Below are 20,668 nucleotides of genomic sequence, written 5' to 3' on the forward strand. Positions count from 1 at the left end.
AGGGGAGTTTGCAACATGTACCGTGCGTTAGCCGAAAAGCTGGGTAATGTCAGCGTCAAGACCAAGCTGGGCGTGGGCTTTGGCCTGGTATTGCTGTTGACGCTGATCACGACGTTCACCGGCTGGACCGGGCTCTCCGGGGTGATCAGCCGTGGCGACAAGCTGGGTTATATCGCCAGCCTCAACGACCTGACCAAGGACCTGCGCATCGCGCGCCTGGACTTCGAAATGCGTCGCGGCGAGCAGGGCCCGACAGCGGTCAATGGCTTCCTTGGCCAACTGGAAAGCGGCTTGAAAACCGCGCGCACATTGATCGAGCAACCCGCCGACATCGTCTTGATCGACGACCAACTCGCTGCCGTCGACCAATACAAACGCGCCTTCGACGCCATGGTCCAGGCCGGGGCCAACCGCGAAAACGCCCGCAGCAAACTGGGCGACACTGCCGACAACGCGGTAATCAAGGTCGGCGAAGTGGAAAAAACCCTGTTGCAGGGCGACAGTGTCAGCCAGTTCAACAGCATCGTCGGCCTGAGCAAACTGATCCAACAGGCGCGTTTCCAAGTGCGCGGCTACACCTACAGCGGCAAGGTCGAGGCGGAACAGCCCGCGCTGGACGCCATCGACAACGCCTTGAAGAAAGCCACTGAGCTGACCGGCCAACTGCCTGAACAATTTTCGACCAACCTGCAACAGGCCGGCGTTTCGCTGCAAGCCTACCGCGCAGCGGTCAGCCAGTACCGCGACTCTCAGGTGGCGAGCGCCGCCGCACTGAAAATCATGAGCGCCCAGGGCGATGTCCTGCTGGATCGCAGCAACAAACTTACCGTTTCGCAGACCGTGGTCCGCGACAACGACGCCGCACAAGCCAAACAACTGCTGGCGCTGGCCACCACCCTGGCGTTGATCTTCGGCCTGGTTGCCGCATGGGCCATCACCCGCCAGATCATCATTCCGCTGAACCAGACCCTGCAAGTGGCCGAACGCGTCGCCTCGGGCGACCTGAGCCACAACCTGAACTCGCTGCGCCAGGACGAACTGGGCCAACTGCAACGGGCCATGCAAAGCATGACCCTGGGCCTGCGGGAACTGATCGGTGGTATCAGCGATGGCGTCACCCAGATCGCCAGCGCCGCCGAGCAGCTGTCGTCCGTGACCGAACAGACCAGCGCCGGGGTCAACAGCCAGAAGATCGAGACCGATCAGGTCGCCACCGCCATGAACGAAATGGCTGCGACCGTACAGGAAGTGGCACGCAACGCCGAAGAGGCCTCGGAAGCCGCCGTCGCGGCGGACCAGCAGGCTCGCGAGGGCGACAAAGTGGTCGGCGAAGCCATCGCCCAGATCGAGCGCCTGGCCACTGAAGTCGGTAATTCCACGGTTGCCATGGCCGACCTGAAGCAGGAAAGCGACAAGATCGGCAGCGTACTCGACGTGATCAAATCCGTGGCCCAGCAAACCAACCTGCTGGCCCTCAACGCGGCCATCGAAGCCGCGCGAGCCGGTGAAGCCGGGCGCGGTTTCGCCGTAGTGGCCGACGAAGTACGCAGCCTGGCCCAGCGTACCCAGAAGTCCACCGAAGAGATCGAAGAGCTGATTGTCGGCCTGCAGAGCGGCACCCAGCAGGTGGCGACCATCATGGACAACAGCCGCAGCCTCACCGACAGTAGCGTCGAGTTGACCCGCCGCGCCGGCAGCGCCCTGGAAAACATCACCCGTACCGTCTCGACCATCCAGGCGATGAACTCGCAGATCGCCACCGCCGCCGAACAGCAAAGCGCCGTGGCGGAAGAGATCAACCGGAGCGTGCTGAACGTGCGCGATGTGTCGGAACAAACCTCGTCGGCCAGCGAAGAGACCGCCGCATCCAGCGCCGAACTGGCGCGCCTGGGTGTCTACCTGCAAACCCTGGTCGGTCGCTTCCGCATCTGACCGACGCTGCGCGGCGGCCGATCAAGGCCGCCGCACATTGCGAAAGTTCCTACGCAGTTATCAGCCCGCGATCACCCCGAATCGATTTAGCGTTTCTGCTCGAAGCGCTTTTTCAGATTAGGAGGTGCAGCATGTTTGCTCGACTGACCCGCTTACTGGCCAACGCCAGCATTCGTCTCAAACTCGCCCTGGGCTTTGGCCAAGTGCTGATGCTGAGCCTGATCATCGCCATGACCGGCTGGCAGGCCCTCAATGCTGTGCTTGCTCGATCAGCCAAGCTCTCGACGCTGGGGCAGCTGGCGGTTGCGGCCGAAACCATGCGTGCCGACTGCATTGTGTATCGCACCCTGACGGACACCAGCAGCCTGGGAAAAATCGGCGTAGAGATTGAAAAGATCGAACAGCATCTGGCCGTCCTCTCAAGCCGCATGGGAGACCCGGCCGACCAGCAACGCCTGGAGCAAGCCACCCGTTTGGTGACGGGTTTCAAAGCGGCTCTTGCCGAGTTGCCGTCTTTGATCGAACGTCGTGAGCGCGCGCGCAGCCCCCTGCAAAACAGTGCGCTTCAGGCCAGCGACACCCTGGCCCAGTTCGCCAGTGACCTGCCCAACCAGGAAGACCAGAAAGCCCTGGATGCGATCGAAGACCTGCGCCAAGCGATGGCACTTGCCGACGACGGCACGCAAAAACCCGCGTGGGCGGCCGAGTCACTGCAAGCCTATGCCGAAGCCGTCGGCAAGGCGCTCGACGCCCTGGAGGTCGCGCAGTCGGCCGTCATGGACCTGCCCGTCGATTCCGCCCAGCTCAAAGCCGACCTGGCGACCTACCGCGAGCAATTGGTGGCGCTCAAAGACGCTCAGTTCAACACCGAGACGATGCAAAACCGACTCGAACAGCACGTCGACCAGTTGCTGGAGCAAAGCGACCTACTGAGTCAGGCGCAAATCTTCAAACGTGACCGCGAGGCCAGCCAAACGCGCACCCTGCTGATCAGTGTCACCCTCGCCTGCGTAGTGCTCGGCGCCCTGACCGCCGGGTGGATCGGCCGCCAGATTGCGCTGCCGTTGCGCCAGGTGCTGGCGGTTGCCGGCCGTATCGCCAAGGGCGATCTCAGCCATGACGTGAAGGTGGAACGTCGGGATGAGGTGGGCCAGTTGCAACACAGCATCAGCCTGATGACGCGCAATTTGCGCGACCTGATCAGCGGCATCGGGGACAGCGCTGGGCAAATCGCCAGTGCCGCCGGGCAACTCACGGCCGTGACCGAACAGACCCGCGACGGGGCCAACAACCAGAAAGACGAAACCGATCAGGTCGCCACGGCCATGAATGAAATGCTCGCCACCGCCCACGAAGTCGCCCGGCACGCCGAACAAGCGTCGTTGGCGGCGAATGAGGCAGACCAGCAGGTCAGCGCCGCAGACAAGGTGGTCGCATTGGCCATTGAACAGATTGGTAACCTGGCCAGCGAAATGACCCTGTCGGGCCGGGCCATGCTGACGCTGCAGCAAGAGAGCAAAAAAATCGGCAGCGTGCTGGACGTGATCAAATCCGTGTCCCAGCAGACCAACTTGCTGGCGCTGAACGCCGCCATTGAAGCCGCACGCGCAGGCAGCGCCGGCGAAGGCTTTGCCGTGGTGGCCGACGAAGTGCGCAGCCTGGCCCAGCGCACTCAGGAGTCAGCCGAAGAAATCGAGGCGTTGATTCTGGGCCTGAATAAAGGCACCCAACAGGTGGCAGACATCATGGACAGCAGCGGCAACCTGACCGACTACAGCGTCAGCCTGACCCGCGACGCCGGCGAGGCGCTGGCGGCCATTACTCGCACGGTGTCGGTCATCCAGGAAATGAACCCGCAGATCGCCGCCGCCGCCGAACAGCAGAGCGCCGTGGTCGAAGAGATCAATCGCAGCGTGTTGAAGGTACGGGATGTGTCTGAACAAACCGCCGCCGCCAGTGAGGAGACGGCGGCGGCCAGTGTTCAACTGACAAGGCTGAGCCTGGATCTACAAACGCTGGTCGGTAAATTCAGGCTATGAGGTTTACCCCATGACCCCTTACTCAGGACCTTGGTGTTACAGGACCTGACGCAGGAACGCCTGGGCACGCGGGTCTTTCGGGCTGTCGAAGAATTCGGCCGGGGCGGCGTCTTCCAGCAACTTGCCATGGTCGAAGAACAGCACCCGGTCGGCCACTTCACGGGCAAAGCCCATTTCGTGGGTGACGCACACCATGGTCATGCCTTCCAGGGCCAGGGTCTTCATCACGTCGAGTACTTCGCCGACCATTTCCGGGTCGAGGGCCGAGGTGGGCTCGTCGAACAGCATCACCTTGGGCTCCATCGCCAGGGCGCGGGCAATCGCCACACGCTGTTGCTGGCCGCCGGACAGCCGCGAGGGGAACTCGTTGGCCTTCTGCGCAATGCCGACTTTTTCCAGCAGCGCCAGGGCCTTGGTTTCGCGCTCTTTCTTGCCGCGCTTGCGCACCACTTTTTGCGCCAGGCACAGGTTTTCCAGCACGGTCATATGGGGGAACAGGTTGAAGTGCTGGAACACCATGCCGACTTCGCGGCGATAGGCGTTCACGTCGGTTTTCGGATCAGCCAGTTGCAGACCGTCGATGCTCACCGAGCCGGAGTCGAACTCCTCCAGGCCATTGAGGCAGCGCAGGAACGTGGATTTACCCGAGCCGGACGGCCCGATCACCACCAGCACCTCACCCTTGGCCACCTGAGTGGTGACGTGGTCCACCGCGCGCACCACCTGGCCACGGGTGTCGAAGACTTTTACCAGATCGCGGACTTCAATCACTTTGGGCGAGCCTCCGCTCAAGCCGGCTGGCCATTTTCGACAGCGGCAGGTTGATCAGCAGGTACAGGCTCTGCAACGCAGAACAGGATTTCAAACGGCGAGAACGAGGTGGTGATCACCTCGCGGCCGCTCTTGAGCAATTCGGTAATTGCGATCACCGACACCAGCGAGGTGTCTTTCACCAGGCTGATAAATTGCCCGGCCAGGGGCGGCAGCACGCGCTTGAATGCCTGCGGCAGCACCACATGGCGCATCGACTGGCCGGCACTCAGGCCCAGGGAACGCGCGGCTTCGTTCTGGCCACGGGTGATGGACTGCACGCCGGCGCGGACGATTTCCGCCACGTAGGCGCCGGTGAACAGCGACAGCGCGGCGATCCCGGCGAATTCCCGGGACAGGTTGAGCACCGTGCCGATAAAGAAATAGAAAATGAAGATCTGCACCAATAACGGCGTGCCGCGCACAAGTTCGACGTAGATTGTCGACAGATCGCGCAGGGTCGGGTTGCTGGACAGCCGGCACAGCCCGGTGGCCAGGCCAATAGCCAGGCCCAGGACGCCGGACACCACCGACAGCCACAGCGTGGTCCACAAGCCCCACATCAGCGGGCCCAATGCCCAATGGCGGTTCACACCGATGACATCGCCCTCGGCCACGTCATCGCCGCGCGCCACTTGCAGGCTGTTGTCGGCAACCATCACTCGTTGTTCGGTACCGGCGTCGTTGCGCAGGGTCACTTCGGCAACGTCGCCTTTGCGGACCAACTCGATGACGGTGGAGATATCCGCCGCCCGCTGAGCCTCTTCGGCCTGATAGGCGAAGTACTGCGGCACACGGTTCCAGCGCCATTCGTAGGACATCAGCGAGGTGGCGTAATACAAGGCGCCCGCCAGGCCAACCAGCACGACCACGGTCAGCAGGTGCCAGGGCCATTGGGCTTTTTTCTGTTTCATTTCAGGTTCCGGGATTGGTGTCGCCTGTGAGGCCGCTTGCGCGAGCAAGCCCGCTCCCACACTTGACCGAGTTCCAACATGAGAATGCGGTCGAATGTGAGAGCGGGCTTGCTCGCGAAGGGCGCGCCTCGGTCTAAAGCCTTATTCCATGTCCTTGAGCCACTCGGAGCTCTTGAACCACTTGTCATGGATGCGATCGTAGGTGCCGTCATTCTTGATCTGGTGCAGGAAGTTATTGATGAAGTTGACGCTGTCGTAGTCGCCCTTCTTCAGGCCAAAGGCCAATGGCTCAAACGTGAAGGGTTCGTCGAGGAACACCAGCTTGCCGTTACCCACCTTCTTCTCGGCCACCACGTTGTACGGTGCGTCGTAGACAAACGCGTCAGCCTTGCCGTTGACCACGTCCAGCACGCCTTCCTGCTCATTGTCATAGCCGTGGTACTTGGCTTTGGCGATCAACTTCTTGGCGACCATCTCACCGGTGGTGCCCAGCTTGGAGGTCAGGCGGTATTTCTCGTCGTTGAGGTCTTTGTAGGACTTGATGGTGCCTTCCAACTCTTTGCGGATCAGCAGGGTCTGGCCGACCACGATGAAGGGTTCGCTGAAATTCAGGCGCAGGTTGCGTTCCTGGGTCAGGGTCATGCCGCTGCCGATCATGTCGAACTTGCCGGTCAGGAAGGCCGGGATGATGCCGTCATAACCGGTGGACACCAGCTCCAGCTTGACGCCCATGGACTTGGCCATGGCCTTGAGGATGTCGACTTCAAAACCGATGATGTCACCGCGCTTGTCTGTCATTTCGAACGGCATGTAGGTCGGGTCCATGCCGACTTTCAATGTGCCGCGCTTGACCGCATCGTCGATGGCACCGGCCTGCGCCGCGTTGACCGCCATCAGCGCGGTGATGCCTAGCAGCAGCATCGAAAGATACTTTTTCATCATCAAATCCCCTGAACGTTTCTTATAAGATCGGCGCGCAAAAGGGCCGCACCCAGTCGGGGTGCGATGCTAACCCACTCGCTGTCTGCCACAAAGGTTTCACGGGTAATTGTTGTCGGCATATGTCGCAAAAGCCCCACAAGGGTGCAGCCAAGCGCACGAGGTAGACACCTGCCCGTATCGCGTCGGTATCGGACGGTTATGTAAGCAGTTATGACTTCGAGTCGATTTCGCCGAGCCAGGCGGTGTCCTTGAACCACTTGTCATGCAGCCGATCGTAGGTGCCGTCCTGGGCCACTTGGTTGAGGAAATGGTTGATCCAGTTGAGGCTGTCGAAATCACCTTTTTTCACGCCAAACGCCAAGGGTTCGAAGGTGAAAGGTTGCTCCAGTAAAAGCAGCGCGCTGTTTTCCGGGCGGCTCAGGGCGATCAGGTTGTAGGGCGCATCGTGAACAAACGCATCAGCCGCACCGATCACAACCTGGCGCACGCCTTCTTCCGGCGTCGCAAAGCTGCTCACCCGCGCCGCGCCCAGAAAGCGCTGCGCCGCGGACTCGCCGGTGGTGCCTTCGGTGGCAGCGATCCGGTAGCTGGCATCGTCGAGGTCTTCAACACTGGCAACTTTGCCGAGCAGGTCGGGGCGCAACAGCACGGTCTGGCCCACCACGATGAAGGAGTCACTGAAGTTCAGCGCCAGGTTGCGCTCCTGGGTAACCGTCATGCCGCTGCCGATCAGGTCGAAGTGCTTGGCCTGCAGGCCCTTTATCAGCTCGGTGTAGGGCACCGAGACCAGTTCCAGCTCCACGCCAAGGGCCTGGCTCATCACCTTGAGCAGGTCGATTTCAAAGCCGACGATGCGCCCCTGCTTATCGGTCATTTCGAAGGGGACATAGGTGGGTGTGGTGCCCACTTTGAGCACCCCGCGCCGCACCGCGTCATCGATGGCACCGGCCAGCGCCTGGCCAGTGTGAATTAATGCAACAGCGCCAAGCAGCAAGGCCGAACAATACCTTTTGATCATGGATCCCCCTGTGACCGAGTCAATTTTGGGGGGCGATCCTACCCCAGCCGCACGCAGGCAAATACGCCTCGAACGAGGGTCTTTTGTTTCGAAATAACAGAGGGTCAGAACGACAAAGAAGAGACGCAAAACGCTGTAGGACCAGCGTTTGAAACACCCCCGAGGTGAGCCCTCGGGGGTGTCTGAATCAGGCCGGTTGGGCCTGGGACGACAGCGGTTGCAGCGGCAGCAACGGCGCGTGCGGGTCGGCTTTGATCGAGTCACGCCAGGCGGCCAGCCACTCGGCATGCCCTTCGCTCCAGACCTGCTCGTGCAGGCGGCCCAGGGCCACCGGATCACTGAGCAAGGCAACGCGCTCGGCGTTGTTGAGGCCGGCAGGGCCGACTTTCAACGCATGGCGAACGCGCTCGGTACGCAGGTATTCGATCGGCTCGGCCTCACGGTGACGCGAAGTCGCCAGGGCACACGCCAGGGCGTTCTGCTGCGGGTCGACCACCGAACGCACAAACCCGTCGTGCAAGGCGTGCCAGCGGTTTTCGTGGGTGTACTTCTCGGTCGACTGCAGCGCTTGCGGCGGGTTGTATTCCTCAGGAATCAGGAACAGGCTCTCGTCGCGAGACTTGAGGCCCAGGTTCACACGGCTGGAGATCACCGATACCGGAATCGACAGCATCAGCGAACCGACGATCGGCACCAGCCACCACAGGAAGCTTGGGTTCAACCACACCACCAGCAGGGCCCACAGGAAGCCCAGCAAGGTCTGGGTCCCGTGACGCTTGAACGCCTCGCCCCAGGTGGTCGAGTCGTCGTCACGCTTGGGCGAGTTCCAGGTGGCGGCCCAGCCGAGGAACGCGGCAAGCACGAAACGGGTGTGGAAAATCATCCGCACCGGCGCCAGCAGCATGGAAAACAGCATCTCCAGCAGCATCGACATGGTGACCTTGAACTTGCCGCCGAACTCTTTCGCGCCCTTTGCCCAGATCAGGATGATGCTCAGCAGTTTAGGCAGGAACAGCAGCACGATGGTGGTGGAAAACAGCGCCACCGCCTTGTCCGGATGCCATTGCGGCCACAGTGGGTACAACTGGCGGGGTGCCATGAAGTACTGGGGTTCCATCAGGGTGTTCACCGCCAGCAAGGCCGTGGACAACACCAGGAACAGAAACCACAACGGTGCCGACAGGTACGACATCACGCCGGTCAGGAACACCGCACGGTGCACCGGGTGCATGCCTTTGACCAGGAACAGGCGGAAGTTCATCAGGTTACCGTGGCACCAGCGACGGTCACGCTTGAGTTCGTCCAGCAGGTTGGGCGGCAGTTCTTCGTAGCTGCCCGGCAGGTCGTAGGCAATCCACACGCCCCAGCCGGCACGGCGCATCAGCGCCGCTTCAACGAAGTCGTGGGACAGGATGGAGCCGGCGAACGCGCCTTTACCGGGCAAAGGCGCCAGGGCGCAGTGCTCGATAAACGGCTTCATGCGGATGATCGCGTTGTGACCCCAGTAGTGGGATTCACCCAGCTGCCAGAAGTGCAGACCGGCGGTGAACAGCGGGCCGTACACACGGGTGGCAAACTGCTGCATGCGCGCATACAGGGTGTCCATGCCCGACGCACGTGGCGCGGTCTGGATAATCCCGGCATCCGGCGTGGCTTCCATCAGGCGCACCAGGCTGGTCAGGCATTCGCCGCTCATCACGGAGTCCGCGTCGAGCACGACCATGTACTTGTAGTCACCGCCCCAACGACGGCAGAAGTCGTCCAGGTTGCCGCTCTTGCGCTTTACGCGACGGCGACGACGGCGATAGAAGATCTTGCCGAAGCCACCGGCTTCGCGGCACACGTCGAGCCAGGCTTGCTGTTCGGCGATACAAATGTCGGCGTCATTGCTGTCGCTGAGCACGAAGAAGTCGAAGCGATCGAGGTCACCGGTGGCGGCCACCGATTCGAACGTCGCCCGCAGGCCGGCGAATACACGCGGCACGTCTTCGTTGCAGATCGGCATCACCAGCGCGGTACGCGCCTCTTTCGGAATCGGCTCGTCGCCGGCACTTTTACCGGAGATGCGGTATTTATCGTGACCGGTGAGCAGTTCAAGAAAGCCCATCAAGGCCGTCCAGAAACCCGCCGACACCCAGCAGAACAAAATCCCGAACATGATCAGGATGCTGGTTTGCAGGGCGTAAGGCAGAACCTGGGTAGCCGTTTGCAGCAGGGTCTGGTTGCGGATCTCGTCGAAGTCGACCAGCGACCAGCCCTGGTACGGCATGATGCCTTTCATGTACCAGCCGGCCACGATGGTCTGGCCGAGCATCAGCACCAGCAGGATGTAACGACGGATCGAACCGACCGTACGCCAGCGCGCGGCCGGCAATACGCGTTCATCCTTCGGTGGTTTGGGCGGGTTGCTGCGGCCGGTGATACGACGCCAGCCACGCACCAGGATGTTGGTGCGCCACGGCTCCGGTACCACGCGAGTGCGACGAATCGGCGGCGTGGCCTTGAGGCACACACGGCCGCTCGCGTCGAGCGCGAGCATTTCGGCGTCTTGCAACTCTTCGGCCGTGCTGAGGTTCAACCGGCTGCCAACCGACGCTTGGGCGGCGTCGGCTGGCGCATCGAAGGTCGATGACGACAACCGCTCGTGCAACTCGCTGAAGGATGCGCAGCCCGCCAATTCGGCACGCTGCTCAGCGGTCATCGGTAGATGCGCCAGATACTCGGAGAGCGTCTCTGGCCGGGCTTGAGAATTACTCATCGGCAGGCAACTGATAGCTCCAGGTTTCGGTCAGGACTTGCTCGGTCTTGATCGGCTCCGGTGTGGCTGGGGCAGCTTCTGGCTGCTTGGCTTCCTTGTCTTTCGCGTCTTTCTTGGCCTGTTTCTCGTGCTGCTTGGCCAAGACCTTGTCGGCCTTGAGCACCTGGGTAGAAACATGCTCAGGCTCGACCTGGGGAACGTCCTGCACCAGGGCCGCACGCATTTCGGTCGGTTTGCTTGCGTCCTTGATCTTCATGCGCAGGGTCAGGCGCCAGCCTTTGGTGTGTTCGTTGTAACGCACGCTGTTTTCCACCAGTTCAGCGTTGTCACCCACGCTCACCTGGCTGCGCACCGGGGCGTCCGGCAGCAGTCGCTTCAGGGCCGGGCCCTCGAAATCGACCAGGTAAGCCACGCTGCCGTCCGGCTGACGGATCAGGTTGGATTGCTTCACATCGCCAGTGGAACGCAAGGTCTGCTTGACCCAGGCGCTGTCCGGCGAGTGGAACGCGGCGTCGTCGAGGGTCCAGTGCAGGCGGTAGGCCACTTCGAGCGGCTGACCGACTTCCGGCAATTTCTCCGGGCTCCAGAAGGCAACGATGTTGTCGTTGGTTTCATCGGCGGTCGGGATCTCGACCAGGTCGACGGAACCCTTGCCCCAGTCGCCTTCAGGCTCGATCCAGGCGCTTGGACGCTTGTCGTAGTTGTCGTCCAGGTCTTCGTAGTGGCTGAAGTTGCGGCCACGTTGCAGCAGGCCGAAACCGCGCGGGTTTTCCACGCTGAAATTGCTCACCGACAGGTGTTTCGGATTGTTCAGCGGGCGCCAGATCCACTCGCCGTTGCCGGCATGAATCGACAGGCCACTGGAGTCATGCAACTCGCGACGGTAGTTGAGCACCTTGGACGGCTGGTTCGCGCCGAACAGGAACATGCTGGTCAGCGGGGCAACGCCCAGCTTGCTGACCTTGTCGCGCAGGAACATCTGGGATTTGACATCGACAACCGTGTCGGTACCCGGGCGCAGGATCAGGCGATAAGCGCCGGTCGCGCGTGGCGAATCCAACAGGGCAAAGATCACCAGGTGCTTGTCACCCGGTTTTGGACGCTCGATCCAGAACTCGGTGAAGCGCGGGAATTCTTCGCCGGACGGCAGCGCAGTGTCGATTGCCATGCCACGCGCGGACAGGCCATACACCTGGTCCTTGCCGACAACGCGGAAATAGCTCGCGCCGAGCATGGTCATGATTTCGTCTTGCTTGTCGTTCTTGTTGATCGGGTACAGCACACGAAAGCCGGCATAACCCAGCTGTTCGGTGGCTTTAGGATCAAACTTCACGTCACCGAAATCGAAACGCGACGGGTCGTATTTGATTTCCTGGACGCTGTCAGCGGTGACTTCGTTGATTTTCACCGGTGTATCAAAGTGCATACCCTGGTGATAGAAGGACAGCTTGAACGGGGTGTTCTGATCGGCCCATTCGGCTTTTTCGTTGCGGAAACGAATCTTCTGGTAGTCCGCGAACTTCATTTCACGGAATTCGTTCGGCAGATTGCTGCGCGGAGCTTCGTACTTCTGCCCGGCCAGCTCTTTTGCCTTGGCCGACACATCATCCAGACTGAATGCCCACAGTTGACCCGCGCCGAACAGGCAAAACAGGGCAGAGCCCGTCACCAGTGCGTTTCGTAACCGTTTGGCAGACAATTTTGGTGCATTACAGGGACTAACAATCACGAGCAACCCTCGCCGAAAACAGATCAAAAAACCAACGGCCAGCTATCTATATGCCAGGTTGGCGAGCATTGTTCCGACTCCCATGGGTCAAAATGATTCCCCAATGGTTGTCGGACAAGTCTCTACCTAAGTCAAAAATGGACCAAACAACGCTGATCCCCGTAGCGCGCGATTATCTAGTAGCCCGCGAGACAACGCATCAGGGGCAACGAAGTATTTGTAGCGAAAACCTGCGTTTTTAGGCATTAAAAGTCGTTTTTAATACATTCACGTCTGTAAGAGAAAGGTCACAGGGCCATCATTGACCAAATGCACCTGCATATCGGCGCCAAAACGCCCCGACGCCACCTTGCCATGCAATTGTTGCGCTTGTAACAACAGGTGCTCAAAAAGCGCCTCTCCCAAGGCCGGCGGTGCGGCTTTCGAGAAACTTGGCCGCAGCCCGCTCTTGGTGTCCGCCGCCAGGGTGAACTGCGACACCAGCAGCAAACCGCCGTCGATATCCTTGAGCGACAGGTTCATCTTGCCTTGGTCATCGCTGAACACTCGGTAGTTCAGCAATTTGTGCAGCAGCTTATCGGCGCTCTCCGGGGTATCTGAAGGTTCGACCGCCACCAGCACCAGCACCCCCTGGTCAACCGACCCGATGACTTCGCCCGCCACCTCGACCCGGGCGCCACGCACCCGCTGTAACAAACCTTTCATGCTTCTTCAGGCGGAAGATCAAGCAGGCGCCGTGCCATCTCGCTGGTCGCACGGACCAATGCATCGGTGATGCCAGGCTCGGAGGCCGCATGGCCCGCCTCGCGAATTACCTGCAGCTCGCTGTTCGGCCAAGCTTGATGCAGCTCCCAGGCGTTATCCAGCGGGCAGATCATATCGTAGCGGCCGTGGATGATTACGCCAGGCAGATGGGCGATCTTGTGCATATCGCGGATCAGTTGGTTGGGCTCAAGGAATGAGTTGTTGGTGAAGTAGTGGCACTCGATACGCGCGATGGACAGGGCGCGCTGCGGCTCGGAAAACCGCTCCACATGCTGCGGGCTCGGGCACAGGCCCAGCATGCGACCTTCCCACCCGGACCAGGCTTTGGCGGCGTGCATCTGCGCGATCTGGTCGTTGCCGGTGAGGCGCTTGTGGTAGGCGGCGATCATGTCGTGGCGCTCTTCCGGTGGGATCGGCGCGAGGTAATCCTGCCAGTAGTCCGGGAACAGACGGCTCGCGCCCTCCTGGTAGAACCAATGGATGTCCTGCGGGCGGGCGAGGAAAATGCCCCGCACGATCAGGCCGTGTACACGCTCCGGATGGGTTTGCGCGTAGGCCAGGGACAGGGTCGAGCCCCAGGAACCGCCGAACAGCACCCACTTTTCGATGCCCAGGTGCTCGCGGATGCGCTCAAGGTCGGCGACCAGGTCCCAGGTGGTGTTGTTTTCCAGGCTGGCGCGGGGGGTGGAACGCCCGCAGCCACGCTGGTCGAAGGTGACGATGCGGTACAGGTTCGGGTCGAAATAGCAGCGGCTCTGGGCATCACAACCGGAACCAGGGCCACCATGGATGAATACGACGGGCAAGCCTTCGGGAGAGCCACTTTCATCGACGTACAGCGTGTGGGTGTCATCGACTGCCAGATCGTGCCGGGCGTAGGGTTTGATCTGCGGGTACCAAGTCTGCATTGCGCGCTCCGTAGGGGTTCGGGTTCATCCCTGGGGGGACATCTTTTATTGTGCCGTCCGGCACTATAAACCCGAATTGTGCAATGAGCATGTCCTTGCGCACTCAGACCTGTGTCAGCTCGCGCCTGTTCGGCCTCCCTTACCGGTAGCGGTTTTGCCCCCAAGCCAACAAACCCTCCAGCAATTGCTTAAGCACCACCCGAGTCGGCTCGGCCAGGTCAGGTCGATAGCGAAACGGCTCCATTTCTTCCATATAGGTGCTTTGACACAACTCCAGCTGCACCGCATGAATATCCTGCGCCGGGTTGCCGTAGTGCCGGGTGATGTGGCCGCCCTTGAAGCGCCCGTTCAGCACATGGGTGTACGGGGGATGCTGGGCGCAGATGGCTTCCAACTGACTGGCCAATTCCGGGTCACAGGCGACGCCGTTGAAGGTGCCGAGGTTGAAGTCCGGTAATTTGCCTTCGAACAGGTGCGGGATCACCGAACGGATCGAGTGGGCGTCAAACAGCAGCGCGTAACCGAACTCAGCCTTGAGGCGTGCCAGTTCTTCCTGCAGTTGGCGGTGATACGGGCCCCAGATTTTTTGCAGGTAGCTGGCACGTTCCTCCTCGGAGGGCGCCTGCCCTTCACGGAACAACGGCACGCCGTCAAACAGCGTCTGCGGATAGAGGCCGGTGGTGGCACCGGCATAGAGCGGTTTGTTATCGGAGGGCCGGTTCAAGTCGATGACAAACCGTGAGTACTGTGCCGAGAGCGTGCTGGCGCCCAGCTCTTCGGCAAAGTCATATAACCGCGGGATATGCCAGTCCGTATCCGGCAGGCTTTGCGCCTCGGCAATCAGCCCGGCCTCGACCGCAGGGGTAAGGCGCAGCCCGGCGTGGGGCATGCTGATTAGCAGCGGCACACGGCCTTGTTTGAAATTCAGAACCTTATCCACAGCAATGCTCCTTAAACGGTGACGTCGACGCCATGGCGCACGACGCGTTTATCCAGTTCGCCGCCCAGCCAGTAGGCCAGGTCGGCGGGGCGATCGATCTGCCAGGCGACAAAGTCGGCAACCTTGCCCACTTCCAGCGAACCGTGGGTGTCGCCCATGCCCAACGCGGTCGCCGCATGTTGCGTGGCGCCGGCCAGGACTTCTTCCGGGGTCATTCGGAACAGGGTGCAGGCCATGTTCAACATCAGGCGCACCGACAGCGCCGGCGAGGTGCCAGGGTTGAGGTCGCTGGCGATGGCGATCTTCACGCCGTGCTTGCGCAACGCGTCCATCGGCGGCAACTGGGTTTCACGCAGGAAGTAAAACGCACCCGGCAGCAAGACCGCGACGGTGCCGGCGGCGGCCATGGCGATGGCATCTTCTTCAGTCATGAATTCCAGGTGGTCCGCCGACAACGCCTGGTAACGCGCCGCCAGGCTGGAGCCGTGCAGCGACGACAGTTGCTCGGCGTGCAGCTTCACCGGCAGGCCCAGTTGCCGCGCAACCTGGAAGACTCGCTCCACCTGCTCGGTGGAAAACGCCAGGTATTCGCAGAACGCATCCACCGCATCCACCAGCCCTTCAGCCGCCAGCGCCGGAAGCATCTCGTTGCAGATGTGCTCGATGTAATCGTCGGCATGGTCCTTGTACTCGGGCGGTAACGCATGGGCCGCCAGGCAGGTGGCGCGCACGCTGACCGGCAACGCTTCACCCAGGCGACGGGCCACGCGCAGCATCTTGCGTTCGTTGGCCAGGTCCAGGCCGTAGCCGGACTTGATCTCCACGGTGGTCACGCCATCACGCAGCAAACTGCGCAGGCGCTTGTGCGCGCCGGCAAACAGTTCGTCTTCGGTGGCAGCGCGGGTGGCACGCACGGTGCTGGCAATACCGCCGCCCTGGGCCGCGATCTCGGCGTAGCTCACGCCCTGAAGGCGTTGCTCGAATTCGCCGCTGCGATTGCCGCCGAACACCGTGTGGGTGTGGCAGTCAATCAGCCCGGGGGTGACCCACGCGCCTTGCAGGTCGTGCCGTTGGGCGTAATCCGCCACCGGTACTTCGCTGCGCGGGCCGATCCACTCAATCAGCGAGCCGGCAGTGACCATGGCGGCATCCTCGATGATCGAGTAGTTGCCGCCTGCCATGGTTGCGACGTGGCAGTGTTGCCAAAGGGTTTTCATCAACGCCTCCCTAAGTTATCGATGAGACACAGCCGGTTCGTAATGGACCCTGGCCGCTTGCCCGGCGGCGGGTTTTACCCACAGCAGGTAGGCAACGACCAACAGCACGATCCACACGGCACCGACCAGCAAGGCAGCCTGGGTGTCGGGGAAGTAACCGAGCACGCCAAACACGAACAGCATGAAAACAATGGCCGCTGCCGGTGCATAGGGCCAGAACGGCACCGGGAATGCCAGTTCGGCGACCTGTGCCTTGGTCATCGAGCGGCGCATCGCGACTTGGGTGACCAAAATCATCAGCCATACCCACACCGTGGCGAACGTCGCGATGGAGGCGATCACCAGGAACACTTTTTCAGGGATCACATAGTTGAGCACCACACCGCCCAGCAGCGCCGCGCCCATCACCACCACGGTCATCCACGGCACGCCCTGCCTGGACAACCGCGCAAAGCCCTTGGGCGCCTGCCCTTGCTGGGCCAGGCCGTACATCATGCGGCCAGCGCCGAAGATGTCGCTGTTGATGGCCGAGACCGCCGCCGAGATCACCACAATATTGAGGATGGTCGCCGCCGAACCGATGCCCAGGTTGCTGAAGATCTGCACGAACGGGCTGCCCTGGCTGCCGATCTGCGGCCATGGGTAGATGGCCATCAGCACAAACAGCGTCAGCACGTAGAACAAGAGAATGCGCAGCGGCACGGCATTGATCGCCTTGGGGATCACCCGTTGCGGGTCCTTGGCTTCACCGGCGGTGATGCCGATGATTTCGATGCCGCCGAACGCGAACATCACCACCGCGAACGAAGCGATCAGGCCGCCGACGCCATTGGGCATGAACCCACCGTGGGCCCACAGGTTGCTCAGGCCGACGGCCTGGGTTTCGCCCGCCGAATGGATGCCGAACAGCATGATGCCAAAGCCGCCGAGGATCATCGCGACAATCGCGCCGACCTTGAGCAGCGACAGCCAGAATTCCATCTCGCCAAAGACCTTGACGTTGCACAGGTTCAGGCCGCCGATCAGGAACACGATACCGAGCACCCAGACCCAACGCGCCACCTCGGGAAACCAAAAGCCCATGTAGATACCGAACGCGGTGACGTCGGCCAGGCAGACGATGATCATTTCAAACGCGTAGGTCCACCCCAGGATAAAACCGGCCATAGGCCCCAGATAGGTGCTGGCGTACTGGCCGAAGGAGCCGGCCACTGGGTTGTGCACGGCCATCTCGCCAAGGGCGCGCATCACCATGAACACCGCGGCACCGCCGATCAGGTAGGCCAGCAGCACGGCGGGGCCGGCCATCTGGATGGCCGAGGCGGAGCCGTAGAACAGCCCGGTGCCGATCGCCGACCCCAGTGCCATGAAGCGAATATGTCGGGCGCTCAGCCCGCGTTTCAAAGCCTTTTCTTGCTGGTGCATTTCTCGTCCCTATTATTTTTATCCTGAGAAAATTAAAAGCCACGCGCGTGACAACGGCTATTTCCGTGGTGAGCAGGCCTGCTCACCACAGAAGTGCCAGGGTGCCTTACAGGCTCGGCAGCAGCTCGGCCGGCACCAGCTCATTCAGGCAGCGGCTGGCGAGCAGTTCGCTGGCGGCGATGATGTCCGGGGCGAAGAAGCGGTCCTTTTCATAGAACGCCACTTTGTCACGCAGGATGCCGCGGGCCTTTTCCAGCTTGGGCGAGGTTTTCAGGCCTTCGCGCAGGTCCAGGCCCTGGCATGCCGCCAGCCATTCGACGGCCAGGATGCCACGGGTGTTCTCGGCCATTTCCCACAGGCGCTTGCCCGCAGCCGGGGCCATCGACACGTGGTCTTCCTGGTTGGCGGAGGTCGGCAGGCTGTCGACGCTATGGGGATGGGCCAGTGCCTTGTTCTCGCTGGCCAATGCGGCTGCGGTGACCTGGGCGATCATGAAACCGGAGTTCACGCCGCCATTGCCGACCAGGAACGGCGGCAGTTGCGACATGTGCTTGTCCATCATCAACGAGATGCGACGCTCACTGAGCGAGCCGATTTCGGCGATGGCCAGCGCCATGTTGTCAGCCGCCATGGCCACCGGTTCGGCGTGGAAGTTGCCGCCGGAGATCACGTCACCTTCGGCCGCGAAGACCAACGGGTTATCCGACACGGCGTTGGCTTCGACCACCAGCACCTCGGCAGCCTGGCGCAATTGGGTGAGGCAGGCGCCCATCACTTGTGGCTGGCAGCGCAGGGAGTACGGGTCTTGAACCTTGTCGCAGTTCTGGTGCGACTGCGAGACCTGGCTGCTTTCGCCGAGCAGATCGCGGTAGGCGGCGGCCGAATCGATCTGCCCACGCTGGCCACGGGCGGCGTGAATGCGTGCGTCGAACGGCGAGCGCGAACCGAGCACCGCTTCCACGGTGAGGCCGCCACACGCCAGGGCGCCGGCGAACAGGTCTTCGCCTTCGAACAGGCCGCGCAAGGCATAGGCCGTGGAGACCTGGGTGCCGTTGAGCAGCGCCAGGCCTTCTTTGGCGGCCAGGGTCAGCGGCGTGAGGCCGGCGACTTTCAGCGCTTGCGTCGCCTCCAGCCATTCACCTTTGTAGCGCGCCTTGCCTTCGCCGAGCAGTACCAAGGACATGTGGGCCAACGGCGCCAGGTCACCGGAAGCGCCCACCGAGCCTTTCAACGGAATATGCGGGTACACCTCGGCATTGATCAGCGCGATCAACGCATCGATCACCTGCCGACGAATCCCCGAAAACCCACGGCTCAAGCTGTTGACCTTGAGCACCATGACCAGCCGCACCAGCGCATCGCTGATCGGCTCGCCGACGCCGGCGGCATGGGACAGCACTAGGGAGCGCTGCAGGTTTTCCAGGTCTTCGCTGGCGATGCGGGTGGACGCAAGCAAGCCGAAACCGGTGTTGATGCCATAGGCCGTGCGGTTCTCGGCGAGAATCTGCTCCACGCACGCAACGCTGGCTTCGATCTGGGCCGTGGCGCTGTCATCCAGGCTGAGGGTTACCGGCTGCTGGTAGATGGCACGCAGTTGGGCGAGGCTCAATTGGCCTGGAATCAGGTTTAGCGCAGTCACATTCGTTCTCCTTGTGAATTATTTTTTTTGAATACGTACTTAGTGCAAATTCGGTAGTGCGGTGTCTTTGAGCAATGTGGCGGCCGCCGCGATATCCGGCGCCAGCCAGCGGTCTTCTGCATAGGCCGGCACGACCTCACGCAGCAGGCGCCAGGCGCGGTCGGTGCCGACGCCAAAGCGCTGGCTCTTGAGGAACTCGAACGCCTGGGCCGCCAGCAGATATTCGATGGCAAGAATCTGGGTAACGTTGGCCAATACCTGGTGCAGCTTGAGCGCGGCGTTGGTGCCCATGCTCAGGTGGTCTTCCTGCAGGCCCGAGGTGACGAAGTTGTCGAGTACCGCCGGCTGCGCCAACTGGCGGTTTTGCCCGCACAGCGAAGCAGCGACGTACTGCACGATCATCATTCCGGAATTGACCCCGGGGTGACTCACCAGGAACGCCGGCAAACCGCTGACGTGCGGGTTGATCAAACGGTCCAGGCGACGTTCGGCCACCGAGCCGATTTCGGCCATGGCAATGGCGAGCATATCGGCGGCCAGCGCCACGGACTGGCCGTGCGGGTTGGCCTGGGACACCACGCGGTAATGGGCCGGGGTGCCGAGCACCAGCGGGTTGTCGGTGGCACTGTTGAGTTCGGTCTCGATCTGACGCGTGGCGTGTTCCACCTGGTCACGCGCGGCGCCGTGGATCTGCGGGATCGAACGGATGCTCAAGGCGTCCTGGGTGCGAATGCCTTGGCTGCCGGCGATCACTTCGCTGCCATCGAGCAGCGCCCGCAGGTTGCTGCCGACGAGCTGCATGCCGGGGTGCGGTTTGAGGGCGATGATCTGTGCATCGAACGCGTCGATCTGACCGCGCTGGGCCTCGAAGCTCATGGCGCCGATCACGTCGGCCCATTGCAGCAAGTGATGGGCGTCGGCCAGGGCCAGGCAGCTCAGGCCAGTCATGCACGGCGTGCCGTTGACCAGGCACAGGCCGTCCTTGGCGCCGAGTACCACAGGCGGTAAACCTTCGGCTTGCAATGCGTGCTGCGCCGAAACGACCTGGCCGCGATAGCTCACGTTGCCCACACCCAGCAAGGCCACGCCGACATGGGCCATGTGGGTCAGGTAACCCACCGAGCCCTGGGAGGGCACTTGCGGCGTGATGCTGTGATTCAGCAGGGCCAGCAAGGCCTGCACCACCTGCGGGTGTACGCCGGACTTGCCGTGGCTGTAGTTGATGACCGCCGCGCAGATGATCGCGCGGGTTTGCTCATCGCTGAGTACCGGGCCAACGCCACAGGCATGGCTGAGCAAGGTATTGCGCGACAGCTGGCTGAGTTGCTCGCCTTCGAGCGAGACATTGCACAGCGCGCCCAGGCCGGTATTCACGCCGTAGGCGCGTTCGCCGCTGCTGACGATGCGCTGCACGATGGCCTGGGCATTGTCGATGCGCGCCCAGGCCTGGCCCGAGAGTTCGAGCGCCGCGCCGTGGCGGGCGACGGCGACTACGTCCTGCCAGCGCAAGGGCGTATCGGCGATGATGATTTTTGCTGCCTGGGACATGGTTGACCTCTTCATATTCTCTACAGCTTTGCCGGCCTCATCGGGAGCAAGCCCCCGATGAGGCCAGTAGCCCCACCACAAAAC

Annotated in this window: 14 protein-coding genes and 2 pseudogenes; 3 read left to right on the top strand and 13 right to left on the bottom strand. The window is 61.8% G+C overall.

Annotation, left to right across the window (positions count from 1 at the left end):
• Window positions 1–15 precede the first annotated feature (15 nt).
• The 3 genes and pseudogenes from AB4O23_RS02190 to AB4O23_RS02200 all read left to right on the top strand — a co-directional run.
• Window positions 16–1,026 (top strand): annotated as a pseudogene (locus tag AB4O23_RS02190) (methyl-accepting chemotaxis protein); the annotation flags it as partial.
• A 201-nt stretch (window positions 1,027–1,227) separates the two neighbouring features.
• Window positions 1,228–1,932, top strand: coding sequence for a methyl-accepting chemotaxis protein (locus AB4O23_RS02195; protein ID WP_460063875.1), 705 nt, complete (start codon window positions 1,228–1,230; stop codon window positions 1,930–1,932).
• Between the two features lie 131 nt (window positions 1,933–2,063).
• Window positions 2,064–3,971 (top strand): methyl-accepting chemotaxis protein, encoded by a 1,908-nt coding sequence (locus tag AB4O23_RS02200; RefSeq protein WP_460070188.1) that lies wholly within the window; start codon window positions 2,064–2,066, stop codon window positions 3,969–3,971.
• Between the two features lie 36 nt (window positions 3,972–4,007).
• Here AB4O23_RS02200 and AB4O23_RS02205 read toward each other — a convergent pair whose 3' ends face one another.
• From AB4O23_RS02205 to AB4O23_RS02265, 13 genes and pseudogenes are all read right to left on the bottom strand, one after another.
• Window positions 4,008–4,742 carry an amino acid ABC transporter ATP-binding protein gene (locus AB4O23_RS02205; RefSeq protein WP_017526557.1) on the bottom strand — a complete coding sequence of 245 codons (735 nt, stop codon included), beginning with the start codon at window positions 4,740–4,742 and terminating at the stop codon, window positions 4,008–4,010.
• Window positions 4,735–5,695: pseudogene (locus AB4O23_RS02210) on the bottom strand (amino acid ABC transporter permease). Before AB4O23_RS02210 ends, AB4O23_RS02205 begins: the two are co-directional and overlap by 8 nt.
• A 141-nt stretch (window positions 5,696–5,836) precedes the next feature.
• Complete coding sequence (locus AB4O23_RS02215) at window positions 5,837–6,634, bottom strand: transporter substrate-binding domain-containing protein (RefSeq protein WP_065879499.1); 798 nt, start codon at window positions 6,632–6,634, stop codon at window positions 5,837–5,839.
• Between the two features lie 211 nt (window positions 6,635–6,845).
• The gene (locus tag AB4O23_RS02220; RefSeq protein ID WP_068935696.1) at window positions 6,846–7,655 is read right to left on the bottom strand and encodes a transporter substrate-binding domain-containing protein; all 810 of its coding nucleotides are present in this window, start codon (window positions 7,653–7,655) and stop codon (window positions 6,846–6,848) included.
• Window positions 7,656–7,842: 187 nt separating this feature from the next.
• Window positions 7,843–10,413, bottom strand: a complete 2,571-nt coding sequence (gene mdoH / locus AB4O23_RS02225) for a glucans biosynthesis glucosyltransferase MdoH (RefSeq protein WP_017526561.1) — start codon at window positions 10,411–10,413, stop codon at window positions 7,843–7,845.
• Window positions 10,406–12,085, bottom strand: coding sequence for a glucan biosynthesis protein G (locus AB4O23_RS02230; protein WP_460063878.1), 1,680 nt, complete (start codon window positions 12,083–12,085; stop codon window positions 10,406–10,408). The genes mdoH and AB4O23_RS02230 overlap by 8 nt, the downstream gene beginning before the upstream one ends.
• A gap of 324 nt (window positions 12,086–12,409) precedes the next feature.
• Window positions 12,410–12,847, bottom strand: coding sequence for a D-aminoacyl-tRNA deacylase (gene dtd, locus AB4O23_RS02235; protein ID WP_017526563.1), 438 nt, complete (start codon window positions 12,845–12,847; stop codon window positions 12,410–12,412).
• Entirely contained in the window at window positions 12,844–13,815 is a 972-nt protein-coding gene (pip, locus tag AB4O23_RS02240) for a prolyl aminopeptidase (RefSeq protein ID WP_017526564.1), read from the bottom strand. Before pip ends, dtd begins: the two co-directional genes overlap by 4 nt.
• A 139-nt stretch (window positions 13,816–13,954) precedes the next feature.
• The gene (gene hutG, locus AB4O23_RS02245; protein ID WP_017526565.1) at window positions 13,955–14,755 is read right to left on the bottom strand and encodes an N-formylglutamate deformylase; all 801 of its coding nucleotides are present in this window, start codon (window positions 14,753–14,755) and stop codon (window positions 13,955–13,957) included.
• Window positions 14,756–14,766: 11 nt separating this feature from the next.
• Entirely contained in the window at window positions 14,767–15,972 is a 1,206-nt protein-coding gene (gene hutI, locus AB4O23_RS02250) for an imidazolonepropionase (protein WP_065879502.1), read from the bottom strand.
• 15 nt (window positions 15,973–15,987) lie between these two features.
• Window positions 15,988–17,397 (bottom strand): amino acid permease, encoded by a 1,410-nt coding sequence (locus tag AB4O23_RS02255; RefSeq protein ID WP_460062001.1) that lies wholly within the window; start codon window positions 17,395–17,397, stop codon window positions 15,988–15,990.
• Window positions 17,398–17,503: 106 nt separating this feature from the next.
• On the bottom strand, window positions 17,504–19,036 hold the full coding sequence (hutH, locus tag AB4O23_RS02260) for a histidine ammonia-lyase (RefSeq protein ID WP_017526568.1): 1,533 nt from the start codon (window positions 19,034–19,036) through the stop codon (window positions 17,504–17,506).
• Window positions 19,037–19,075: 39 nt separating this feature from the next.
• Window positions 19,076–20,584: an HAL/PAL/TAL family ammonia-lyase gene (locus AB4O23_RS02265; protein WP_065879504.1), complete on the bottom strand. Its 1,509-nt coding sequence runs from the start codon at window positions 20,582–20,584 to the stop codon at window positions 19,076–19,078.
• Between the last annotated feature and the right edge of the window lie 84 nt (window positions 20,585–20,668).

The sequence above is a fragment of the Pseudomonas sp. H2_A10 genome, assembly GCF_054680085.1.

Coding starts and splice junctions, on each gene's coding strand:
- AB4O23_RS02195 (WP_460063875.1), top strand. CDS start 1,228: ATGGCTGCGACCGTACAGGAAGTGGCACGCAACGCCGAAGAGGCCTCG.
- AB4O23_RS02200 (WP_460070188.1), top strand. CDS start 2,064: ATGTTTGCTCGACTGACCCGCTTACTGGCCAACGCCAGCATTCGTCTC.
- AB4O23_RS02215 (WP_065879499.1), bottom strand. CDS start 6,634: ATGAAAAAGTATCTTTCGATGCTGCTGCTAGGCATCACCGCGCTGATG.
- AB4O23_RS02220 (WP_068935696.1), bottom strand. CDS start 7,655: ATGATCAAAAGGTATTGTTCGGCCTTGCTGCTTGGCGCTGTTGCATTA.
- mdoH (WP_017526561.1), bottom strand. CDS start 10,413: ATGAGTAATTCTCAAGCCCGGCCAGAGACGCTCTCCGAGTATCTGGCG.
- dtd (WP_017526563.1), bottom strand. CDS start 12,847: ATGAAAGGTTTGTTACAGCGGGTGCGTGGCGCCCGGGTCGAGGTGGCG.
- pip (WP_017526564.1), bottom strand. CDS start 13,815: ATGCAGACTTGGTACCCGCAGATCAAACCCTACGCCCGGCACGATCTG.
- hutI (WP_065879502.1), bottom strand. CDS start 15,972: ATGAAAACCCTTTGGCAACACTGCCACGTCGCAACCATGGCAGGCGGC.
- AB4O23_RS02255 (WP_460062001.1), bottom strand. CDS start 17,397: ATGCACCAGCAAGAAAAGGCTTTGAAACGCGGGCTGAGCGCCCGACAT.
- AB4O23_RS02265 (WP_065879504.1), bottom strand. CDS start 20,584: ATGTCCCAGGCAGCAAAAATCATCATCGCCGATACGCCCTTGCGCTGG.